16 protein-coding genes are annotated in these 19,217 nt (G+C 70.8%); 15 read left to right on the top strand and 1 reads right to left on the bottom strand.

Features of this window, described 5'->3' with window-relative positions:
* Window positions 1-575 precede the first annotated feature (575 nt).
* The 12 genes from larC to VGC13_RS28585 all read left to right on the top strand — a co-directional run bounded on the left by larC (window position 576) and on the right by VGC13_RS28585 (window position 13,851).
* On the top strand, window positions 576-1,760 hold the full coding sequence (gene larC / locus VGC13_RS28530) for a nickel pincer cofactor biosynthesis protein LarC (RefSeq protein WP_331128733.1): 1,185 nt from the start codon (window positions 576-578) through the stop codon (window positions 1,758-1,760).
* A gap of 70 nt (window positions 1,761-1,830) precedes the next feature.
* A complete protein-coding gene (locus VGC13_RS28535; protein WP_331128734.1) occupies window positions 1,831-3,102 on the top strand; it encodes a tetratricopeptide repeat protein in 1,272 nt (423 codons plus the stop codon).
* Between the two features lie 852 nt (window positions 3,103-3,954).
* Entirely contained in the window at window positions 3,955-4,644 is a 690-nt protein-coding gene (locus VGC13_RS28540) for a hypothetical protein (protein WP_331128735.1), read from the top strand.
* 433 nt (window positions 4,645-5,077) lie between these two features.
* Complete coding sequence (gene der / locus VGC13_RS28545; RefSeq protein WP_331128736.1) at window positions 5,078-6,577, top strand: ribosome biogenesis GTPase Der; 1,500 nt, start codon at window positions 5,078-5,080, stop codon at window positions 6,575-6,577.
* Window positions 6,574-7,233 (top strand): glycerol-3-phosphate 1-O-acyltransferase PlsY, encoded by a 660-nt coding sequence (gene plsY, locus VGC13_RS28550; protein ID WP_331128737.1) that lies wholly within the window; start codon window positions 6,574-6,576, stop codon window positions 7,231-7,233. The genes der and plsY overlap by 4 nt, the downstream gene beginning before the upstream one ends.
* Window positions 7,230-8,240, top strand: a complete 1,011-nt coding sequence (locus VGC13_RS28555) for an NAD(P)H-dependent glycerol-3-phosphate dehydrogenase (RefSeq protein ID WP_331128738.1) — start codon at window positions 7,230-7,232, stop codon at window positions 8,238-8,240. The genes plsY and VGC13_RS28555 overlap by 4 nt, the downstream gene beginning before the upstream one ends.
* Window positions 8,241-8,487: 247 nt before the next feature.
* Window positions 8,488-8,838 carry a MerR family transcriptional regulator gene (locus VGC13_RS28560; protein WP_331128739.1) on the top strand — a complete coding sequence of 117 codons (351 nt, stop codon included), beginning with the start codon at window positions 8,488-8,490 and terminating at the stop codon, window positions 8,836-8,838.
* 285 nt (window positions 8,839-9,123) lie between these two features.
* Window positions 9,124-10,134: a carbohydrate kinase family protein gene (locus VGC13_RS28565; protein ID WP_331128740.1), complete on the top strand. Its 1,011-nt coding sequence runs from the start codon at window positions 9,124-9,126 to the stop codon at window positions 10,132-10,134.
* Between the two features lie 420 nt (window positions 10,135-10,554).
* Window positions 10,555-11,499 carry an ATP-binding protein gene (locus VGC13_RS28570; protein ID WP_331128741.1) on the top strand — a complete coding sequence of 315 codons (945 nt, stop codon included), beginning with the start codon at window positions 10,555-10,557 and terminating at the stop codon, window positions 11,497-11,499.
* A gap of 84 nt (window positions 11,500-11,583) precedes the next feature.
* Entirely contained in the window at window positions 11,584-12,060 is a 477-nt protein-coding gene (locus VGC13_RS28575) for a peptidylprolyl isomerase (protein WP_331128742.1), read from the top strand.
* A gap of 5 nt (window positions 12,061-12,065) precedes the next feature.
* Window positions 12,066-12,659 (top strand): hypothetical protein, encoded by a 594-nt coding sequence (locus tag VGC13_RS28580; protein WP_331128743.1) that lies wholly within the window; start codon window positions 12,066-12,068, stop codon window positions 12,657-12,659.
* A gap of 7 nt (window positions 12,660-12,666) precedes the next feature.
* On the top strand, window positions 12,667-13,851 hold the full coding sequence (locus VGC13_RS28585; protein ID WP_331128744.1) for a PLP-dependent aspartate aminotransferase family protein: 1,185 nt from the start codon (window positions 12,667-12,669) through the stop codon (window positions 13,849-13,851).
* 367 nt (window positions 13,852-14,218) lie between these two features.
* Here VGC13_RS28585 and VGC13_RS28590 read toward each other — a convergent pair whose 3' ends face one another.
* Complete coding sequence (locus VGC13_RS28590) at window positions 14,219-15,241, bottom strand: hypothetical protein (RefSeq protein ID WP_331128745.1); 1,023 nt, start codon at window positions 15,239-15,241, stop codon at window positions 14,219-14,221.
* A gap of 149 nt (window positions 15,242-15,390) precedes the next feature.
* Here VGC13_RS28590 and VGC13_RS28595 point away from each other — a divergent pair, with 149 nt between their 5' ends.
* The 3 genes from VGC13_RS28595 to VGC13_RS28605 all read left to right on the top strand — a co-directional run bounded on the left by VGC13_RS28595 (window position 15,391) and on the right by VGC13_RS28605 (window position 19,206).
* Complete coding sequence (locus VGC13_RS28595; protein ID WP_331128746.1) at window positions 15,391-16,392, top strand: YpdA family putative bacillithiol disulfide reductase; 1,002 nt, start codon at window positions 15,391-15,393, stop codon at window positions 16,390-16,392.
* 429 nt (window positions 16,393-16,821) lie between these two features.
* A complete protein-coding gene (locus VGC13_RS28600; protein WP_331128747.1) occupies window positions 16,822-18,504 on the top strand; it encodes a fibronectin type III domain-containing protein in 1,683 nt (560 codons plus the stop codon).
* Window positions 18,505-18,609: 105 nt separating this feature from the next.
* Window positions 18,610-19,206 carry a hypothetical protein gene (locus VGC13_RS28605; protein WP_331128748.1) on the top strand — a complete coding sequence of 199 codons (597 nt, stop codon included), beginning with the start codon at window positions 18,610-18,612 and terminating at the stop codon, window positions 19,204-19,206.
* The last annotated feature ends 11 nt before the right edge of the window (window positions 19,207-19,217 follow it).

The following is a 19,217-nucleotide window of genomic DNA, read 5'->3' on the forward strand; positions in this document are numbered from 1 at the left end:
CCCCGAGACCGGGCTTATGGCCTTTCTAGCCGCGGGCTTTAGCCCGTGGCGCCTTCGCAAAGCTCGCCCGGCGGGGCTTCACCTGCTCGCGTGGGCGGGGTCCGAGCCACGTGGAGAGGCCGGTGCGTGCGAGGGGTTGAAGCCCGGTTCGGCGAGTGCAACGAGCCGAGACCGGGCTTATGGCCTTTTTAGCCGCGGGCTTTAGCCCGCGGCGCCTTCGCGGAGCTCGCCCGGCGGGGCTTCACCTGCTCGTCGGGGCGGGGTCCGAGCCTCATGGAGAGCCGGTGCGTCGGAGGGGTTGAAGCCCGGTTCGGCGAGTGCAACGAGCCGAGACCGGGCTTGTGGCCCTTTTAGCCGCGGGCTTTAGCCCGTGGCGCTCGGCCGTGGCGGTTCGCCCGCGGCAATCCGCTCCCATTTGACTCCGCCCGCGCACCCGCCTACCTTGGGCCGCTCCTGAAAACCCGCGCCGCAGTTCATCACGTACCGCACCGGGCGGAATGTGGAGGGACGTGCGGCGCGACGCGTCAGAAAAGCGGCCGGCGGGCCGTTGGCCTGTATCCACCGAGGAACGCACGTTGCGCGGACTGATCTTCGATCCCTTCGCGGGGATCAGCGGCGACATGACCATCGCCGCGCTGCTGGACCTGGGGCTGCCGCTGGAGTGGCTGCGGTCGTTCGTGGCGGGGCTGAACCTGGGCGACATCCGCGTGGACGCCGAGCGCGTGAACCGCAAGGGAATCGCCAGCACGCGCCTGCTGCTGGAGCTGCCCCACGAGCACGCGCACCGGCACCTGCACCACGTCGTAAAGATCATCGAGGGCACCGGCGTGGCCCCCGAGGTGCGCGACCGGGCGGTGCACGCGTTCACGCTACTTGCGGAATCCGAGGCCGCGGTGCACGGTACGACGGTGGAGCGCGTGCACTTTCACGAGGTGGGCGCGCTGGACGCCATCGTCGACGTGCTGAGCGCCGTCGCCGGCTGTCACGAGCTGGGCGCCACGTCGTTCTACACCCGCCCGGTGGCGCTGGGGCGCGGGTGGGTCGACATGGCGCACGGGCACTTTCCCGTGCCGCCGCCCGCCGTGCTCAAGCTGCTGCAGGGCGTGCAGGTGGCGGACCCCGAGTTCGAAGGCGAGTGCACCACGCCCACGGGCGCGGCGCTCATCCAGGCGCTCACCGGGGGCGCGCCGCCGCCGGCCACGTACACCCCCGTGGCCAGCGGCTTCGGCGCGGGGACGCGCGACCCGCAGGACCGGCCCAACGTGCTGCGGCTCATCCTGATCGAGCCGCAGGGCGGGGCGGACGAGGGGATCGTCGTCATCCAGTGCGACGTGGACGACCTTACCCCCGAGTACGTGCCCACGGTGCTGCAGGCCGTGCTGGACGCCGGCGCGGCCGACTGCAGCGCGCAGCCGCTGGTGATGAAGAAGGGGCGCCCCGGCGTGCGTATCGAGGCGCTGGCCAGCCCCGAGAAGCTGGAGGCCGTGAGCGCGGCGCTGTTCGGCGGCGGATCCACCATCGGCCTGCGCTTCTGGCCGGCGGGGCGGCGGGTGCTGCCGCGGCGGATGGAGACGGTGCAGTGGCGCGGCGAGGAGATCCGCGTAAAGCGCAGCGCTCTTCCCGGCGGCGGCGAGCGCGCCAAGCCCGAGTTCGACGACGTGGCGCGCGCCGCCGCGCGCCTGGGAATGACCCCGCTGCAGGCGTACCGCGCGCTGCTGGCGGACGGGGTCGCCCGCGAAGACCCGGCCGGGACGCCCTGAGCGCCGGCCCGTGTGGCCGCTTTCCCCGGACGGAAAGCGTGATCCCTTTTCAACCTGACGGAGGATGCTGATGAAGATCGATCGTGGCCTGCTCGGCACGCTGGCCGTTGCGGCCCTCACGGCCGCCTGCGCCAGCGCGGGTGGCACCGGCGGGGGCGGCGGAGGCGGCGGGCCGCGCATCAACGTGGCGGTTCCCACCGTCGCCTGCACCACCGGCCCCCTGACCTCGACCCCCGCCGCCGACTCGGCCGCGGGCGCCATGGCGCTCATCCAGGCCGCGTCCGACAGTTCCGACGCCATGCGGTACAGCCTGGCGCGCCAGCAGGCCGGCCGCGCCATCGCCGCGTCGCCGGGGAACGCGTACGCCTACTACCTGGCCGGCCTGGCCGCGGCCAGCGTGCGCGACTACGCGGACGCCGACAGCCTGCTGCGGCGCTCGGTGGAGCTGTGCCCCGGGCTGGGCGAGTACGACGTGGACCGCGTGCGCCGCATCTCGGCCTCGGGCGCGGTGGAGCGGGGAAGCTCACTGGTGCAGTCGGCCGACACGGCGGGCGGCGTGGCGGCGTACCAGACGGCGCTGAGCCTTGACCCCACCAGCTACCCGGCCGAGTTCTACCTGGGCCTGGTGTCGTTCCAGCGCCAGAACACCGACGAGGCGGTGCGCCGCTGGCGCCGCGTGGTCGAGATCATCGACGCGCTGCCGGCCGACACCTCGGCCGAGGTGATGGCCAACCGGACCGAGACGCGCAGCAACACGCTGAACGCGCTGGTGCTGGCCAGCGCCCAGTACCTGAACCGGCAGCAGTCGCCCCAGGCGGCCGAGCTGCTGGCCGACCTTACGCAGCGGCTCCCCAACAATCCCGAGGCGTGGTACAACTACGCGCTGGCGCTGAACAACCTGCAGCGCTGGCAGCAGCTGGTGCCGGCGGCGCAGCGGGCCACCGAGGTGGCGCCGCTCAGCTACGGGGCGTGGATCCTGTACTACAACGCCTACGCCGGCCAGTCGCAGGCGGCCACGCAGGCGGGGAACACGGCGCAGGCGGGCGAGCTGGGGCGGCAGGCGCGCCAGATCAGCCAGCGCGGCGAGCAGCTGCCGGTGCAGCTGGAGGGGATCACCATCGACGTGGAAGCCGACAACACGCAGGTGCGCGGCACCGCCGTGGGCACCGGCCCCACCGCCCCGGTGCAGGTGGAGTTCACGCTGCACGGTGCCAGCGGCGAGCTGGGCACCGGCCGGGTGACCATCACCCCGCCCGCCAAGGACCAGAACTCGCGCTTCGAGCTCACCATCCCCAGCTCGGCGCCCGTGCTGGGCGTGACCTACCGCGTCGTCGGCGGCTGAGCCTTTCGGGATTCCGGTGGATGCAGGGCGGGGCGGGGGATTTCGATCCCTCGCCCCGCCTTCTTTCGTTCCGTCCGGTTTCGGAAAAAAGGTGCCCTATACCAGATCCTGAAAAAGAATGAGCGTACAGAGGAACAGAGTCAGACAGAGAAAGCGAGTTGAAATATCATCTTGGTTGGACGAAACCTGTCATTCTGAGGGAGGCGCCGCGAGGTGGCTTCCTTTCACCGGGGAGCTTGGCGCCGACCGAAGAATCTTTCTCGGAAACGGCAGGATCTATCCGTCACGCGGGGTTCCCGGGCGATGCCCGGGAGAGGGTTCCGCGCAAGGGGATGGAGATTCTTCGGTCGCGCCAACGGGCTTCGCGGCTTTCCCGGAAGTCCGGGGTGGGCGCTGCCTCAGAATGACAGGTGTTTCCTCGGATTTGGTTGTACCCGATCCGACAAAACTGTCATTCTGAGGGAGGCGCCGCGCAGTGCTTTCTTCTCACTCGGGAGCATGGCGCCGACCGAAGAATCTTTGTCGGAAACGGCAGGATCTGTCCGTCACGGTGTGTTTCCCGGGCGATGCCCGGGAGAGGGGTCCGCGCGAGGGGAGGGAGATTCTTCGGTCGCGCCAACGGACTTCGCGGCTTTCCCGGAAGTCCGGGGTGGGCGCTTCCTCAGAATGACAGGTGGTTCTTCGGATCCAGTAGAAACGGCGCCGCCGACTCCGTCGCGAGTCCACGCCCGCTATTCCCTATTCCCTGTTCCCTATTCCCTCGTCCCCGGCACCCTGCACGCTTCTTGCGCTTCCCCGCCCGCAGCCGAAGCGTTACCCGTGCGTTTTCAGTCCACTCCGGAGACCCGATCCTTGTCCGTCGAAGCCCCCGAAGCCACGTTCGCGTGTCCCCGCTGCGGCGCCGAGTACACCGGCGGCGACGCATGCCCCTCGTGCGGATTTCTGCGCGGGCCCATTCCCTGTGACGACGACCCGTCGCGCAACGCGGTGTTCCGCTGCGTGCTCTGCGGCCGCACCGCCTGCGGCGCGGACCCCGGCGGCACCCAGCCCGCGCGGTGCGACCTGCACGCGCACGTCCCCATCATCGAGGGGTGGGCGCAGGTGTACACCACCAGCGACGAGATCGAGGGCGGGCTCATCGTCGAGAACCTGAAGGCCGAGGGCACCGACGCGCAGCTGTACTCGCAGCGCGACGACCACGTCTTTCCCATGGACCTGGGCGAGATGGCCATCGTGCGGGTGCTGGTGCCGGTGTGGCAGTTCTCGGAGGCGATGGAGCTGGTGCAGTCGTACAGCAGCGACGAGGGCGAGGTCAGCTTCGCCTGCTCCAACTGCGGCGAGGCGTACGACGCAGGCGCCACGCTGTGCGCCTCGTGCGGCGCGCGGCTGGACGACGGGACCGGCGGCACCGAGCCCCTGGACGACCGCGGCGGCGCCGCGCCGCTGGACGACCGCGGCCATGCCCCGCTGAGCGGCGTCGACGACGACGTGACGCTGGGCGGCGGCGACGTGACGATCATCAAGGAAGTGCGGCCGCAGTAGGCCCCGGCGGCGCTCGTTGTTGACGCGTCCGGGCGCGGCGGGCATATTCGCCGGTCCGGCGTGAGATGATAGACCGTGTGCGCGTCCGCCTGCCGCGAGCGGCCGCCGGCGCTGCCGGGGCCGCTCGTCTCGTTGTGCGGGGCCCCTCCCGCTCGCTCCCTCGCGGAGAGAAGAAGCGCGCGGAGCGCGTTTGCGTGAGGGATGCGCGCCCGCAGGGCCGAGAACCCGGCGCGCATGCACGGGCGCGGCGGGAACGGGCGAGAGCCGGTGCGCGCCGGGGGCTCGGCGCCGTTGGCAACAGTCGTATCGTTGCCTACGGCGCGCGCAGCCCGGCCCGGAGCGCAGCGGAGGGACACGCCCGGAGAATGCAGTTCACGCAGTTTCCGATGATGATCGTCGTCATCGTTCCATCCATTCAGCGAAGCCAGGGCACGTGAAGCTCCCAGTGGTGGCCGTCGTGGGGCGGCCGAACGTCGGCAAGTCCACCTTCTTCAACCGCGTCCTGGGCGAGCGCGTCGCCATCGTCGAGGACCGGCCGGGCGTGACCCGCGACCGCAACTACGCCCGCACCGAGTGGAACGGCCGCGAGTTCTACCTGGTCGACACCGGCGGCATGATCGAGGGCAGCGACGAGCCCATGGACCGCCTGATCCGCGACCAGGTGATGGCCGCCATCGGCGAGGCCGACGTGCTGGTGCAGCTGGTGGACGGCAAGGCCGGGCCGCACCCGCTGGACTACGCCATCGCCGAGCACCTGCGCAAGACGCAGAAGCCGGCGCTGCTGCTGGTCAACAAGATGGACAACCTGGGCGCGCCCACGGCCACGGGGCACCACGAGTTCTGGGACCTGGGCATCGGCGAGCCGTTTCCCGTCAGCTCCACCAGCGGCAAGGGGAGCGGCGACGTGCTGGACCAGATCGTCTGGCAGCTCCCCGAGGGGACGGAAGAGGAGGAAGAGGCGCTGCGCGTGGCCGTCATCGGCCGCCCCAACGTGGGCAAGTCGTCGTTCGTCAACCGGCTGCTGGGCGAGGAGCGCCTGGTGGTGAGCGACGTGGCGGGGACCACGCGCGACGCCATCGACACGCCCATGAAGTACAAGGGGCGCGGCTTCATCTTCGTCGACACGGCGGGGCTGCGGCGGCAGAGCAAGATCGACGAGGGCGTGGAGTTCTACAGCGCCATCCGCACGGAGCGCGCGATCGACCGCGCGGACGTGTGCGTGCTGCTGGTGGACGCGCAGGAGCCGATCGCGGTGCAGGACCTGAAGATCGCCGAAAAGGCGTGGGACAGCGGCAAGGGCCTCATCATCATCGCCAACAAGTGGGACCTGGTCGAAAAGGAGACCATGACCTCGCGGCGGTACGAGGAAGAGATCCAGAAGCGCGCGCCCTACCTGCACTGGGTCCCCATCCTCTTCACCAGCGCCAAGACCGGCCTGCGGGTGAACGGGGTGATGGAGCTGATCCTGAAGGTGCAGGAGCAGCGGCAGCGGCGCATTCCCACCCACCAGGTCAACGAGGTGCTGCGGGCGATGGTGGTGCGCACCAAGCCGCCCACCTACCAGGGCCGCGCCATCCGCTTTCAGTACGGGACGCAGGTGGCGGTCGAGCCGCCCACCTTCATCCTGTGGTGCACGGACCCTGAGGGGGTGCCCGAGAGCTACGAGCGCTACCTGATGAACGGCTTTCGCGCGGCGTGGAGCTTCGAGGGCGCGCCGGTGGTCATTCGCCTGCGCCGCCGCGACGACGAGGGCCGCCCGCGCCGCAAGCAGGGCACGCCCCAGCCGGTGGACGAGGCGGCGGACGACGGCGTGGAGGTGGTGTACGTGGGCGGCGGAGGCGGCCGCGGCGAGGACGACTTCGACGAGGAGTTCGAGGACGACGACGCGCTCGACGGGGACGACGGCTGGGACGACGAGGAGGAGGACGAGTGACCCCCTGGCTGCTGGTCGCCGCCTCGTACCTGCTGGGCGCCATTCCCGCCAGCTACGTGGCGGGGCGGATGGCGAAGGGGATCGACCTGCGCGAGCACGGCAGCGGCAACCTGGGCGCCACCAACACCTTTCGCGTGCTGGGCGCCAAGGTGGCCGCGCCGGTGATGGTGTTCGACATCCTCAAGGGCACCTTTCCGGTGGTGGCCTTCAGCCAGTGGGACGATGCGTCGGCGGACCCGCGGTGGGCGCTGGCGTACGGCGCGGCGGCCATCGTGGGGCACGTGTACTCGGTGTACATGGGCTTCAAGGGCGGCAAGGGCGTCGCCACCAGCGCGGGCGTGTTCCTGGGGCTGGCGCCGGTCGCGCTGGGCGCGGGGGTGGCCGTGTGGCTGATCGTCCTCAAGACGATGCGGATGGTCTCGGCGGCGTCGATCCTGGCGGCGCTCACGGTGGGCATCATGCTGCTGCTGACGCCGGTGCACCTGGAAGAGGCGCGGATGCTGGGGTTCGCGGTGGTGGCGTTCGTCATCTTCGCGCACCGCGGCAACATCGGGCGCATCCTGCGGGGCGAGGAGCCGCGCTTTGGGGCAAAGAAGGAGCCGCAGGCCACGGTGGCCGCCGCGGCGGTGACGGCGGACGCGGAGACGGCGGAATGACGGCGCGCGCGGCGGTGATCGGGGCGGGGAGCTGGGGGACGGCGCTGGCCAACCTGCTGGCGGCCAAGGGGACGCAGACGACGGTGTGGAGCTACGAGCACGACGTGGCCGACGACATCAACCGCCTGCACGAGAACCGCAAGTACCTGGACGGCATCGCCCTGGACCCCGGGCTGCGCGCCACGCCCGACATGGCCGAGGCGCTGCGCGGCGCGGACCTGGTGCTTTCCGTCTCTCCATCCCACGTGGTCCGCCAGGTGATGGCGCAGGCGGCGGAGCACATGCCGCCGGACGCGCTGGTGGTGAGTGCCAGCAAGGGGATCGAGAACGAGTCGCTCAAGACGATGGACGCGGTGCTGGCCGACGTGCTGCCGCCCTCCATCAGCCGCACCGCGTGCTTTTTGAGCGGCCCCAGCTTCGCGCGCGAGGTGGGGCTGCGGTTTCCGACCGCGGTGACGATGGCGTCGGAGGACCAGGACGCGGCGGTGCGCGCGCAGGCGGCGTTCCAGACGCCGTACTTTCGCGTCTACACCAGCCACGACGTGCGCGGGGTGGAGCTGGGCGGGTCGGTGAAGAACGTGATCGCCATCGCGGCGGGGGTGGTGGAAGGCCTCGGCTTTGGCTACAACACCCAGGCGGCGCTCATCACCCGCGGGCTTGCCGAGATCATGCGGCTGGGCGCGGCGCTGGGGGCGGACCCGCGGACGCTGGCGGGGCTGGCGGGGATCGGCGACCTGATTCTGACCTGCACCGGCGGGCTGAGCCGCAACCGCACCGTGGGCGTGGAGCTGGGGAAGGGGCGGCCGCTGGACGAGGTGCTGGGGGGGATGGTGATGGTGGCCGAGGGGGTGCGCACGGCCCGCTCCGCCCGCGACCTGGCGCACCGGACGGGCGTGGAGATGCCGATCGTGGAAGCCGTGTACGCGCTGCTGTACGACGGCCTGAACGCCCGCGACGCGATCGAGCAGCTGATGCTGCGCGAGCCGAAGCCGGAGCAGTGGGGGTGAGGGTGGCGGGTGAAGGGGTGAAGGGGTGAAGGGGTGAAGGGGCGAAGGGGCGAACGGGGTGGGAGAGTGGGGCTGGGTCTGAATTGGGTCCGCATGCTGATTGGAAGATGAGCACCTCCGCGTCCGGCATCCTCGAAGGGCGAATGAATTCGCTGCAACAAGCACACGACGTCCGCCTTCGCGGACAGGCTGACGATGGAGTTGGGGCGGGTGCGGTGGGCGTGGCGGGGTTGGGGGGGAGGGGCGGATGAAGCGGCCGCAGCGGGAGTTCTACTCTATCGGCGAGGTGTGCGCGCTGTTCGACGTAAAGCCGCACGTGCTGCGCTATTGGGAGACGCAGTTCCCGGCGCTGTCGCCGCCCAAGAACCGCTCGGGGAACCGCGTGTACCGCGCCCGCGACCTGGAGCTGATCGCGCTGATCCGCCACCTGGTGCACGACGAGCGCTACACGCTGGAAGGCGCCCGCAAGCGCATCGACGAGCTGCGCCAGGAAGGCGCCGCCGCCGAGCTCGCCTCCCGGGCCCTGGAGCGCTCGTTCGTCCGCTCCCTCCGCACCGAGCTGGAAGAGATCCTGGAGCTTCTGGCGCCGGCACGGTAAGGGCGGCGATCGCGTTGGGCGGGTGGCGGATGAGCGGGTAAACCCGCTGCTGGGAAAGCGACAAGCCCCGTCTCGGCTCGCTGGCGCTCGCGAACGGGGCTTCAACTGCCTAAACGCGCGGAGGGCATTCGCGACACCTATACCCTCTCCCGCTTTCGGGAGAGGGTGCGAGCCCGAGCGAGCGGGTGAGGGCGCCCGCCAACGCAGACGACGCCTAGCCCCTTCTCTTTCGCACTTTCGCACTTTCGCACTTTCGCACTTTCGCACTCCCGCACTCCCGCACTCATGAAGCTCGGCGTCGTCGGCACGTTCGTCTGGGACACCATCTGGACGCTGGAGGACGTGCAGGCGGGGCAGCCGTTCCAGACGTGGGGCGGGGTGGCGTACTCGCTGGCCGCCGCGGCCGCCGTGCGCCCGGACGGCTGGGAGATCGTGCCGATCGTCAAGGTGGGCGCGGACCTGGCGGACGAGGCGCGGCGGTTCATGGCCGGGTTGCCGGGAATCGATCCGCAATCCGGCATCCTCGTGGTCCCGGAGCCGAACAACCGGGTGGAACTGCGCTACACGGATGATTCGCGGCGCGGCGAGCGGCTGACCGGCGGCGTGAACGCGTGGACGTGGGACGAGCTGGCGCCGCGGCTGCAGGGGATTGACGCGCTGTACGTCAACTTTCTCTCCGGCTTCGAGATGGAGCTGGAGACGGCGGAGCGTCTGCGCGCGTCCTTTGACGGACCCATCTACGCGGACCTGCACTCCCTCTTCCTGGGCTGCCCCGGCGCGGGCATCCGCCAGATGCGCAGCTTGCCCCAGTGGGAGCGCTGGGCCGCCTGCTTTCACGCCATCCAGCTGAACGAAGACGAGCTGGCGATGCTTGGTGCCTCCCCGGACGCATCCGCCGCGTCGCCGGTCGACCAGCTGCTGGATCGCGGGCCGGGGCTGGTGCTGCTGACGCGCGGCGGCGAGGGCGCCACGGCCGCGGTGCGCGCGGGCTTTCCGGGGGATCCGCTCCGCTGGCCGGGGTGGAGGATGCAGGAGGGCACACCGGTCCGCACCACCACCATCCCCCCCGCCGCGGGCCGCCTTCCCGGCGACCCCACCGGCGCCGGCGACGTGTGGGGCACCACCTTCTTCGCCTCCCTCCTGTCCGGCATGGACGTGGTGGATGCCGTCCGCCGCGCCCACCGATTCGCCGGCCGCAAGATGGAGGTGCGCGGCGCGACGGACCTGTACGCGCACCTGGCGTCCGCGCCGGGCGACGCGGCCGCGGGCGAGGCCACCGACGCCGCCACGGGCTAAAGCCCGCGGCTAGAAGGGCCATAAGCCCCGCCCTGGGCTCGCAAAGCTCGCCCGGCGGGGCTTCACCTGCTCGTGTGGGCAGGGGCCGAGGATGGTGGAGGGGCCGGTGCGTTCGAGGGGTTGAAGCCCGGTTCGGCGAGTGCAACGAGCCGAGACCGGGCTTATGGCATTTCCAGCCCCGGGTTTCAACCCGGGGCGACTTCGCGGAGCTCGCCTGGAGTCGTCCACGCCCACCGAACCCGCCGAAACACCGCCGCCCGCCTGTCCGCGAAGGCGGACTTCGTGTGGTTGTTGCAGCGAATTCATTCGCCCTTGCCGCCGGGCTCGCCCCTCTCCTCCGCGCCCCCTCCCTCCGCACTTTCTCCCCCGCGCGCGGGGTGCTAAGTTGCCCGCCATGAAAACGCCCCGAGCCCACGCCCGATGACCCGCGTAGTCGCCGTACCCCCCACGCTCGATTCCGAGGCGTTCGACACCCTGATCGCCGAGGCGTCGCAGGCCGGCGACCAGCGCGTGCTGTTCGATGCGCGGCACGTGCGCTTCGCGGATCCGTACGGAATGACGGGGCTGCTGGCCCTGGGACAGCACTTTACGCGCGACGGGGTGCCGCCCATCCTGCAGTTTCCGCAGTCGCCGGACGTGGCGGGGTACTTTACGCGGATGGGCTTCGTCGCCGCGGCCGACAGCATCTTCGAGATGCACGACGCGCCCCGGCCGCGCGCGGGCGAAAGCAGCGTGCTCCTTCCCATCACCGTCGTGGGCTCGTCCGACGACGTGCACGGGGTGATCGAGCAGCTGAACGAGCACCGCATCGGGCAGCTGCTCTCGGAGCAGCTGGGGTACTCGCAGGCCGACGCCATGGCGTTCAGCATGCTGCTGAGCGAGGTGTCGCAGAACATCGTGGAGCACGCCGACGCGCCCGGCTGGGTGGGGATCCAGACGTACCGGCGCTGGCGGCGGGTGGACAAGCGGGTGGTGGTGATCGCCGTGGTGGACCTGGGGGTGGGATTCCGGGGATCGCTGGAGCGCGAGCACGCCGGCCGCTTTGGCGACCGCTGGGGCGACGCCACGGCGCTGGAGGCCGCGTTCATCCACGGCGTCACCCGCTTCCGCGATCCGGGCCGCGGGCAGGGGCTCAAGCAGATCCGCCGCCGCGTGGGGCGCTGGGGGGGCAAGATCGCCATCCGCAGCGGCAGCGCGCGCATCAGCGACGTGCCCGACTGGGACGACGGCGAGCCCATGACCACGGAGCTGGCGTCCTTTCCCGGCGCGCAGATCCTGATCGTGCTTCCCGCGCGCGACCCGGCCCCGCCGCCCGAGCCGCCCGCCGCCCGCCCCGGCGGGCGTCCCGGCTACGTGCGACGCTGACCACCGGTACGAGGTACGCGAACCGCGTACTTTCTTTGACTTCCGCACTCACGCACTCACGCACTCACGCACTGGATTACGACCATGCCGACCGTAAACTTTACGACCAACAAGGGCTCCTTCTCCGCCGAGCTCTACCCCAACGAGGCGCCCGAGACGGTGGCCAACTTCACCCGGCTGGTAAAGGACGGCTACTACGACGGCATCATCTTTCACCGGGTGATCCCGGACTTCGTGGTGCAGGGCGGCGACCCCATCACCAAGGGGCCCAGGGGGCTGGACGAGCGCGGCGTGGGCAGCGGCGGGCCGGGGTGGCAGATCAAGTGCGAGACCAGGGGGAACCCGCACCGGCACGAGGTGGGCTCGCTGTCGATGGCGCACGCCGGCAAGGACACGGGCGGCAGCCAGTTCTTCATCGTGCTGAGCGAGCAGAACACCACGCACCTGAACGGCGTGCACACCGTGTTCGGCAAGGTGACGCAGGGGCTGGACGTGGTGAACCAGCTGGCGCGCGGGGACCGGATGGAGAAGGTGACGGTGGACGAGGCCGCCGCGGCCTGAACGACATGCTGCACGGCCGCAGGGTCGCTCCGCTGCCCATCGACCTGAGCCACGTCGGCCGCCGCTCGGTGACCTCGCTGTTCAGCAACCTGGTGACGCGCCCCACCGGGCGCGCCATCCGCAACGGCGTCGAAAGCCAGATCGCCGAGATGGAGGGCGCGCCGCAGGTCACGCTCAGCATCCTGGACTTTGGCCAGGTGCGGGTGCTGGACTACTCGTGCGCGGACGAGATCGTGGCCAAGCTGCTGCTGCGCTACCTGGGCGACGAGCGGCCGGCCGAGGCGTTCTTCATCGTCCGCAACCTGCAGGAGCACCACGGCGAGGCCATCGAGGCGGTGCTGGAGCGGCACGAGCTGCTGCTGGTGGCGGTGACCGACGGGCACGAGCCGCAGCTGCTGGGCGTGGCCGACCCGGACCAGCGCAGCGTGTGGGACGCGCTGGTGCGGCGCGGCCGCGCCAGCCGCGCGGAGCTGGCCGAAGACACGGGGCTGGCCCGCGAGGCGGTGACGGCGGTGCTGGCCCACTTCTATCTCAAGCGGGTGGCGGCGGTGCACGTGGACGGAACCGTGTCGCCGCTTTCCGCGTTTCTCCAGGAGTAGACGGCGGATGGAGCATTCCTCGGACGGGCTGGGCACGCGCGCCATCCACGCGGGCGAGGCGGCGCCGCGCACCGGCGGGCCGGTGGTGTCGCCCATCTACCCCACCACCACCTTCTACAGCGACCCGTCGGGCCAGGGTGAGGTGCTGTACACGCGCTACGGCAACGGCCCCAACGGCCGCCTGCTGGAGGGGCGCATCGCCTCGCTGGAAGGGGCCGAGGACGCGCTGCTGGTCTCCAGCGGGATGGCGGCGATGGCGATGGCGCTGCTTTCCGTTCTCAAGGCCGGCGACCACGTGCTGGCCACGGACGCCATCTACGGCGGCACCCGCGCGCTGCTGGGCGACGAGCTGTCGCGGCTGGGGATCGCGACCACGTTCGTGGACCTGTTCTCGGACGACTGGAAGCACGGGCTGCGGCCCAACACGAAGGTCGTGCTGGGCGAGACGCCGTCCAACCCGCTGCTGCGCATCCTCGACCTGCGGCCCATCGCCGAGGCGGCGCACGCGCACGGCGCGGCGGTCATCGTCGACGCCACCTTCGCCTCGCCGGTGCACTACCGCGCGCTGGAGCACGGGGCCGACATCGTGATGCACAGCGCCACCAAGTACCTGGGCGGGCACAGCGACGTGACGGCGGGGGTGCTGGCCGGCAGCGCCGCGCGCATCGGCGAGGCGCGCAAGCGGGCGCGCATCTGGGGGCCGGCGCTGGACCCGCACGCGGCGTGGCTGCTGGAGCGGGGGATCAAGACGCTCTCGGTGCGGATGGAGCGCCACAACCGTAACGGGATGGAGATCGCGCGCTGGGCCGAGACGCGGCCCGAGGTGGCGCGGGTGTTCTATCCCGGCCTGCCCTCGCACCCGGACCACGAGACGGCGCGGCGGGTGCTGGACGGGTTCGGCGGGATGGTGGGGATCGAGCTGCGGGGCGGGGCGGCGGCTGCGGACCGCTTCGTCCGCGCGCTGCGGCTGGCCAAGCTGGCGCCCAGCCTGGGCGGCGTGGAGACGCTGGTCAGCGAGCCGCGCTTCACCAGCCACGCGGCGATGACGCCGGACCAGCGCGCGGCGGGGGGCATTCGCGACGGCTTCATGCGCGTGTCGCTGGGCATCGAAGACGCCGCCGACCTCATCGCCGACTTCGACCAGGCCCTCCGCGCCGCCGCCGGGGACGAGCAGCGCGAAGCGGCGGACTGAGCACGACGGCGGTTCGGTTTGATGGATGACGAAGGCCCTCCTCCGCGACGCGGGGAGGGCCTTTGTCGTACCGGACCTGGACAAAGGTGTCATTCTGAGGGAGGCGCCGCGCAGTGCTCTCCCTTCGCCCGGGAGCATGGCGCCGACCGAAGAATCTTTGTCGGGAACGGCAGGATCTGTCGGTCACGGTGTGTTCCCGGGCGATGCCCGGGGAAGGGTTCCGCGCGAGGGGCGGGAGATTCTTCGGTCGCGCCGACGGGCTCCGCGGTTTTTTCGGAAATCCCGGGGTGGGCGCTCTCTCAGAATGACACGCGTTCCCGCGGATTAGTGTTTCCGCGGATCGGTTACGCGGCGTGCTTCGGGCGATTCAGGGCTGCGGAACCAGGAAGCGGCTGCTCATCCACCCCAGCCGCTCGGCGGGCACGGGGTGTCCGTCGTGCTCGGGAGGCTGCGACTGCGCGTCGCGCGGGGGCGTGGCGGGGTCCATCCGCACGAACCACCACACGCGGCCCGTGGAATCCGTCTGCTCGGCGAGGGCGGTGCCGCGCGCGCCGCGGGCGTACTCCGCCAGCGCGTTGCCGCGGCCTTCCCACGCGTACCACTCCTCGCCCTCCGCCGCGTTCGCATCCTGCACCCGCGGCGACGCGCGCAGCAGGTATCCATCGTTCCCCACGGTGAACCGGCGCGGCTCCGCGAGAAAGCGGGGGGGGATCTGGAGCTCCTGCCGGCCCATCACCCAGTGGTGCGGCTCGTAGCGGACGGTGTCGCCGCGCTGGACCGGGCGATGGTACGCGATGGACCACACGGGATCGGAGCAGCAGCCGTAGTGCACCACGCGGAACGAAACCGGCCCGCCCGCGCGGCCCCTCCACACGCGCTGCAGGTCGCCGTGGTGGTCCATCACCCGCACCGCGCGTCCCTCGATCACCTGCCACAGCTTGAGCCTGGTTCCCTCTCCCGCGCCGAACTCCCCCGCGTCGTTCCGCGTGAACCAGGGGCCGTTGTAGATCACGTCCGCCACGCCGTCGCCGCTGAAGTCGACGAAGCGGAAGTCCCGCGCCCGCTCGCCGTTGGGATCGTACCCGTCCGCCGGGTCGAACTCCACGACGCTGTCCGCGCGGATCGGCTGGACGCCGAGCGCCCGCAGCCGCGCGTCGCGATCCGTGGGCGGATGCGTTTCCCACTCCGCCCAGCGCAGGCTGTCCAGGCCCAGGAAGAGCCGCGGATCGTCCGCGTCCGGAAGGTCCGGCCCGGGTGCAGGCGTGGATGCGCCCGCCTGCGTGAGCGCGGAGGCGGCGGGCGGCGCGGCGTCGTTCGCGGCGGAGAACTCGTCGCGGGCATCGGCCGAGCAGGCGGCGAGCAGCAGGAAGGGGGCGTGATGAAGGCGCATGGGAGTCGGCGGGAGAGGGGGGCGGGATGAAGCTGGACGTATGATCGGTGCGGAGCGCCCGCGGAACAAGCTTCGCGAAGTGGCGTACGGCGCGGCGGAGGAGCACATTCCGGTCGTGGCGGTGGGATGAACCGAAGCGGGCAAGGCAGATGACGGATACAGCGGACGCGGTGGCGGACATCGCGGTGATCGGGGCGGGGCCGTGCGGAATCGCGGTGGGGGTGGCGGCGGCGCAGGCGGGGCTGCGGTGCGTGCTCTTCGACCGCGGCGCCATCACGCAGGCCATGATGGACCATCCCACCTACGTCACCTACTTCAGCGGGCCCGAAAAGCTGGAGATCGCCGACATTCCCTTTACCACCGCCGGCGACAAGCCCACGCGGCGCGAGGCGCTGCGCTACTACCGCAAGGTGGCCGCGTACTTTGGCCTGGACGTGCGGCAGTACCAGGAGGTGGCGGCGGTGGAGGGCGGCGCGGGCGAGTTCGTCCTGCGCACCCGCAGCCGGATGGGCGAAGAAGGCGTGCACCGCGCCCGCAACGTGGTGGTGGCCACCGGCTACTACGACACGCCGCGCCGGCTGGACGTGCCCGGCGCGGAGCTGCCCAAGGTGCGGTACTACTTCAACGAGCCGTACCCGTACTGGGACCAGGACGTGGTCGTGGTGGGCGGCGGCAACTCGGCGGCGGACGCGGCGCTGCTCTGCTGGCGCGAGGGGGCGCGCGTGACGGTGGTGCACCTGTTCGACCAGCTGGACCGCGGCGTAAAGCCGTGGGTGCGCCCCGACATCGACAACCGCATCGCCGAGGGGGCCATCCCCGCGCTCTGGCGGCACCGCGTGGTGGAGATTCGCCCGCGCGAGGTGGTGGTGGAAAGCCTGGAGACGGGCGAGCGGCGCACGCTGGCCAACGACTGGGTGCTGGCGATGACCGGCTTCGAGCCCGATCCCTCGCCCCTGGCGCGCCTGGGGATTACGGTGGATGCCCGGACCGCCATCCCCCGCCACGATCCCGCCACGATGGAAACCAACGTTCCCGGCATCTACGTGGCCGGCGTGGTGGTGAGCGGGCACGACGCCAACAAGATCTTCATCGAGAACGGCAAGCTGCACGGCCCCCTCATCGCCGCCAGCGTCGCGCTGAAGAAGGTCTGATATGATGCAAGGTCCTGAAAAAGAATAATCGTACAGAGGGTCAGAGTCAGACAGAGAAAGCGAGCCGAACTATCGTCTTGGTTCCTCTGTCTGACTCTGTTCCTCTGTACCCATGAAGGTGTTGTTTCCCGGATTCGGTCTATCCCAAGTCCGGGAAACACCCGTCATCCCGCCGCTCAGCATAAAGATTCTTCGGTCGGCGCCACGATCCCCGGCATTCAGAGAGCACTGCGCGGCGCCTCCCTCAGAACGACACTTCGTCAGACGGATTCTCTCTTCTTCCGCCGGAGCCGCGGGGCGTTCCAACATCGCACCGTGACATTGCCGAAACACGGCCGTGCCCCCGTCTACACGCCGCCCCGCGATCCTGTGGTGCGGCGTGTGTTGCGCACGCCGCCAACGTCACCACAAACCAGGACCGGGATCGAGATGAGAAACGCACTCCGGCGGTGGATCGCCGCGTCCGTGCTGCTGGCCACTTCGCTGGCGGCATGCGACGGCGATGGGGGAACGGACCCGCGGCCGCTCACCGCGCCCTCCGGGCTGAACGGAGCGGTGGGAAGCCAGCAGGTCACGCTCACCTGGCAGGCCGTGGACGACGCGGACGGCTACACCGTGCAGCGCGCGCCCGGCGCCGGCGGCGAGTTCGCCCAGGTCGCCACCACGCAGCAGGCCACCTGGACCGACACGGGGCTCACCGCCAACACCAGCTACCGCTACCGGGTGTTCGCCACGCGCGGCACCGAGACGGGGCCCACCAGCGAGCTGGCCATCACGACCTCCAACCTGCCGGTGGTGCTGGTGGGCGCGGACATCACCGCGAACCGCACCTTCTTCCGCGACTCGGTCTACCGGCTCACCAACTTCATCCACGTGGGCAACGGCGCAAAGCTCACCATCCAGTCCGGCACGCGCGTCGAGGGCGACCAGGGCTCGGCGCTGTTCATCCTGCGCGGCGCCACCATCGAGGCCATCGGCACGGCGGCCCAGCCCATCGTCTTTACCTCCGCCCGTGAAGTGGGCGCCCGGCAGCCGGGCGACTGGGGCGGCGTGATCATCGTGGGCAACGGGCAGATCAACCGCACGGGCAACATCATCCTCGAGGGCACGGGGACCAACAACACCACCAACGACACCATCTTCTACTCGGGCGGCAGCGCGGCCGGCGACGACGGCACCAGCGGCCGGCTGAGCTACGTGCGCATCGAGTTCGCCGGCTTTGGCCCGGCGCCCAACCAGGAGCTGAACAGCCTTACCCTGGCGGCGGTGGGCAGCGGCACCACGGTCGACCACGTGCAGACGCTGGCCGGCCTGGACGACAGCTTCGAGTGGTTCGGCGGCAAGGTGGACGCCAGGTACCTGGTGTCGTACGAATCGGGCGACGACCACTTCGACGCGTCGGAGGGCTTCCGCGGCCGGGTGCAGTTCATGATCGCCTACCAGGACACGGTGCTGCCGCCGCGCGCGTTCGCCGGCAACCTGTCCAGCGATCCGCAGGGGATCGAGAACGACGGCTGCGACGCCGGCACCGGCACCTGCACCTTCACCAGCACGCCGGCCACCACGCCGATGTTCGCCAACTTCACCGTCGTGGGCACCGGCCCCGGCGTGGTGCCCTCGGGCGGCGGCATCGGCATGCTGCTGCGGCGCGGGGTGGGCGGCTACTACGTCAACGGCATCATCGCCCGCTGGCCCAACGCGGCCATGAGCATCCGCGACCAGGCCACCTGGGACCGCGTCGCCGCGGGGAACCTGGTGATCCGCAACCTGCTGCTGGCCGAGAACGCCAAGTCGTTCACCACCGCCAGCGGCCAGTTCCCGGCCGAGGCCGACAGCGCGGCCACCAAGACCGCCTGGAGCGTGCAGACGGTCGCGGGCACCACGGGCTCGCTGTTCACCACCTTCCCCACCCGTCCCGCGGCGCCCACGCTGGCGACCATGGACTGGACCCCCGGCTCGGGCAGCGCGGCGGCCACCGGCGGCACCGGCGCCTTCACCGGCGCGCTGTCCACCATCGGCGGCACGTTCGTAACCGGCACCGACTACCGCGGCGCCGCGGCGCCCGGTGGTGACAAGTGGTGGCAGGGCTGGACCAGCTACGCCCGCCGGTAAGGGAAGAAGAGTTTCTCACGCAGAGGGAGCAGAGGACGCAGAGGTTTGCGTTCTCTGCTTCCTCGGTTTCCTCCGCGTGATGCCAATCCGTTCTGAGAGTTCGGGATGACGATGATTCGTGTTCGATGGATGGCGGTGGCGGTGCTGGGAGTGCTGGCCGCGGGGTGCCGGGGCGCCGCGCCCGAGGCGGAGGCCGCGGTGGCGGTGGACACCGTCCACGCGCCCGCCGAGGCGCTTTCGCGCTTTCGCGAGGGGCTGCCGGTCACCGAGTCGCTTTCGGGCGGGGCGGGGTCGCGCGACAGCCTGGTGGCGCGCTTCGTGGACGCGGTGGCGCGGCAGGACACGGCGGCGGTGCGGGCGATGGTGCTGGACCGCGCCGAGTACGGCTGGATCTACTTTCCCTCCCTGCAGCGGATGAACCCCGCCACCCGCATGCAGCCCGAGGTGATGTGGATGCTGCACCAGCAGGAGAGCGAAAAGGGGATCACCCGCGTGCTGCGGCGCCTGGGGGGCGGGCAGGCGCGCTTTGGCGCATACACCTGCGAGGCGGCGCCGCAGGTGGAGGGGGGCAGCCGCTACTGGCACGCCTGCACCATCCGGACGATCGCGAAGGACGGCGAAGCGGCGCCGCTCAAGCTCTTCGGCTCGCTGGTCGAGCACGGCGGCCGCTGGAAGATCGTCTCGTACTCGAACGACTTCTAAGCGTTTCCGAA

The sequence above is a fragment of the Longimicrobium sp. genome, from assembly GCF_036399255.1.
In the GTDB taxonomy this organism is placed as follows: domain Bacteria; phylum Gemmatimonadota; class Gemmatimonadetes; order Longimicrobiales; family Longimicrobiaceae; genus Longimicrobium.

Bases quoted from the DNA above. Each gene is read 5' to 3' on its own strand.
- VGC13_RS28560 (WP_331128739.1), top strand. From the start codon at position 8,488: ATGAAGCGGCCGCAGCGGGAGTTCTACTCTATCGGCGAGGTGTGCGCG.
- VGC13_RS28570 (WP_331128741.1), top strand. From the start codon at position 10,555: ATGACCCGCGTAGTCGCCGTACCCCCCACGCTCGATTCCGAGGCGTTC.
- VGC13_RS28600 (WP_331128747.1), top strand. From the start codon at position 16,822: ATGAGAAACGCACTCCGGCGGTGGATCGCCGCGTCCGTGCTGCTGGCC.
- VGC13_RS28555 (WP_331128738.1), top strand. From the start codon at position 7,230: ATGACGGCGCGCGCGGCGGTGATCGGGGCGGGGAGCTGGGGGACGGCG.
- VGC13_RS28585 (WP_331128744.1), top strand. From the start codon at position 12,667: ATGGAGCATTCCTCGGACGGGCTGGGCACGCGCGCCATCCACGCGGGC.
- VGC13_RS28580 (WP_331128743.1), top strand. From the start codon at position 12,066: ATGCTGCACGGCCGCAGGGTCGCTCCGCTGCCCATCGACCTGAGCCAC.
- VGC13_RS28535 (WP_331128734.1), top strand. From the start codon at position 1,831: ATGAAGATCGATCGTGGCCTGCTCGGCACGCTGGCCGTTGCGGCCCTC.
- VGC13_RS28575 (WP_331128742.1), top strand. From the start codon at position 11,584: ATGCCGACCGTAAACTTTACGACCAACAAGGGCTCCTTCTCCGCCGAG.
- VGC13_RS28605 (WP_331128748.1), top strand. From the start codon at position 18,610: ATGACGATGATTCGTGTTCGATGGATGGCGGTGGCGGTGCTGGGAGTG.
- VGC13_RS28595 (WP_331128746.1), top strand. From the start codon at position 15,391: ATGACGGATACAGCGGACGCGGTGGCGGACATCGCGGTGATCGGGGCG.
- VGC13_RS28590 (WP_331128745.1), bottom strand. From the start codon at position 15,241: ATGCGCCTTCATCACGCCCCCTTCCTGCTGCTCGCCGCCTGCTCGGCC.
- VGC13_RS28565 (WP_331128740.1), top strand. From the start codon at position 9,124: ATGAAGCTCGGCGTCGTCGGCACGTTCGTCTGGGACACCATCTGGACG.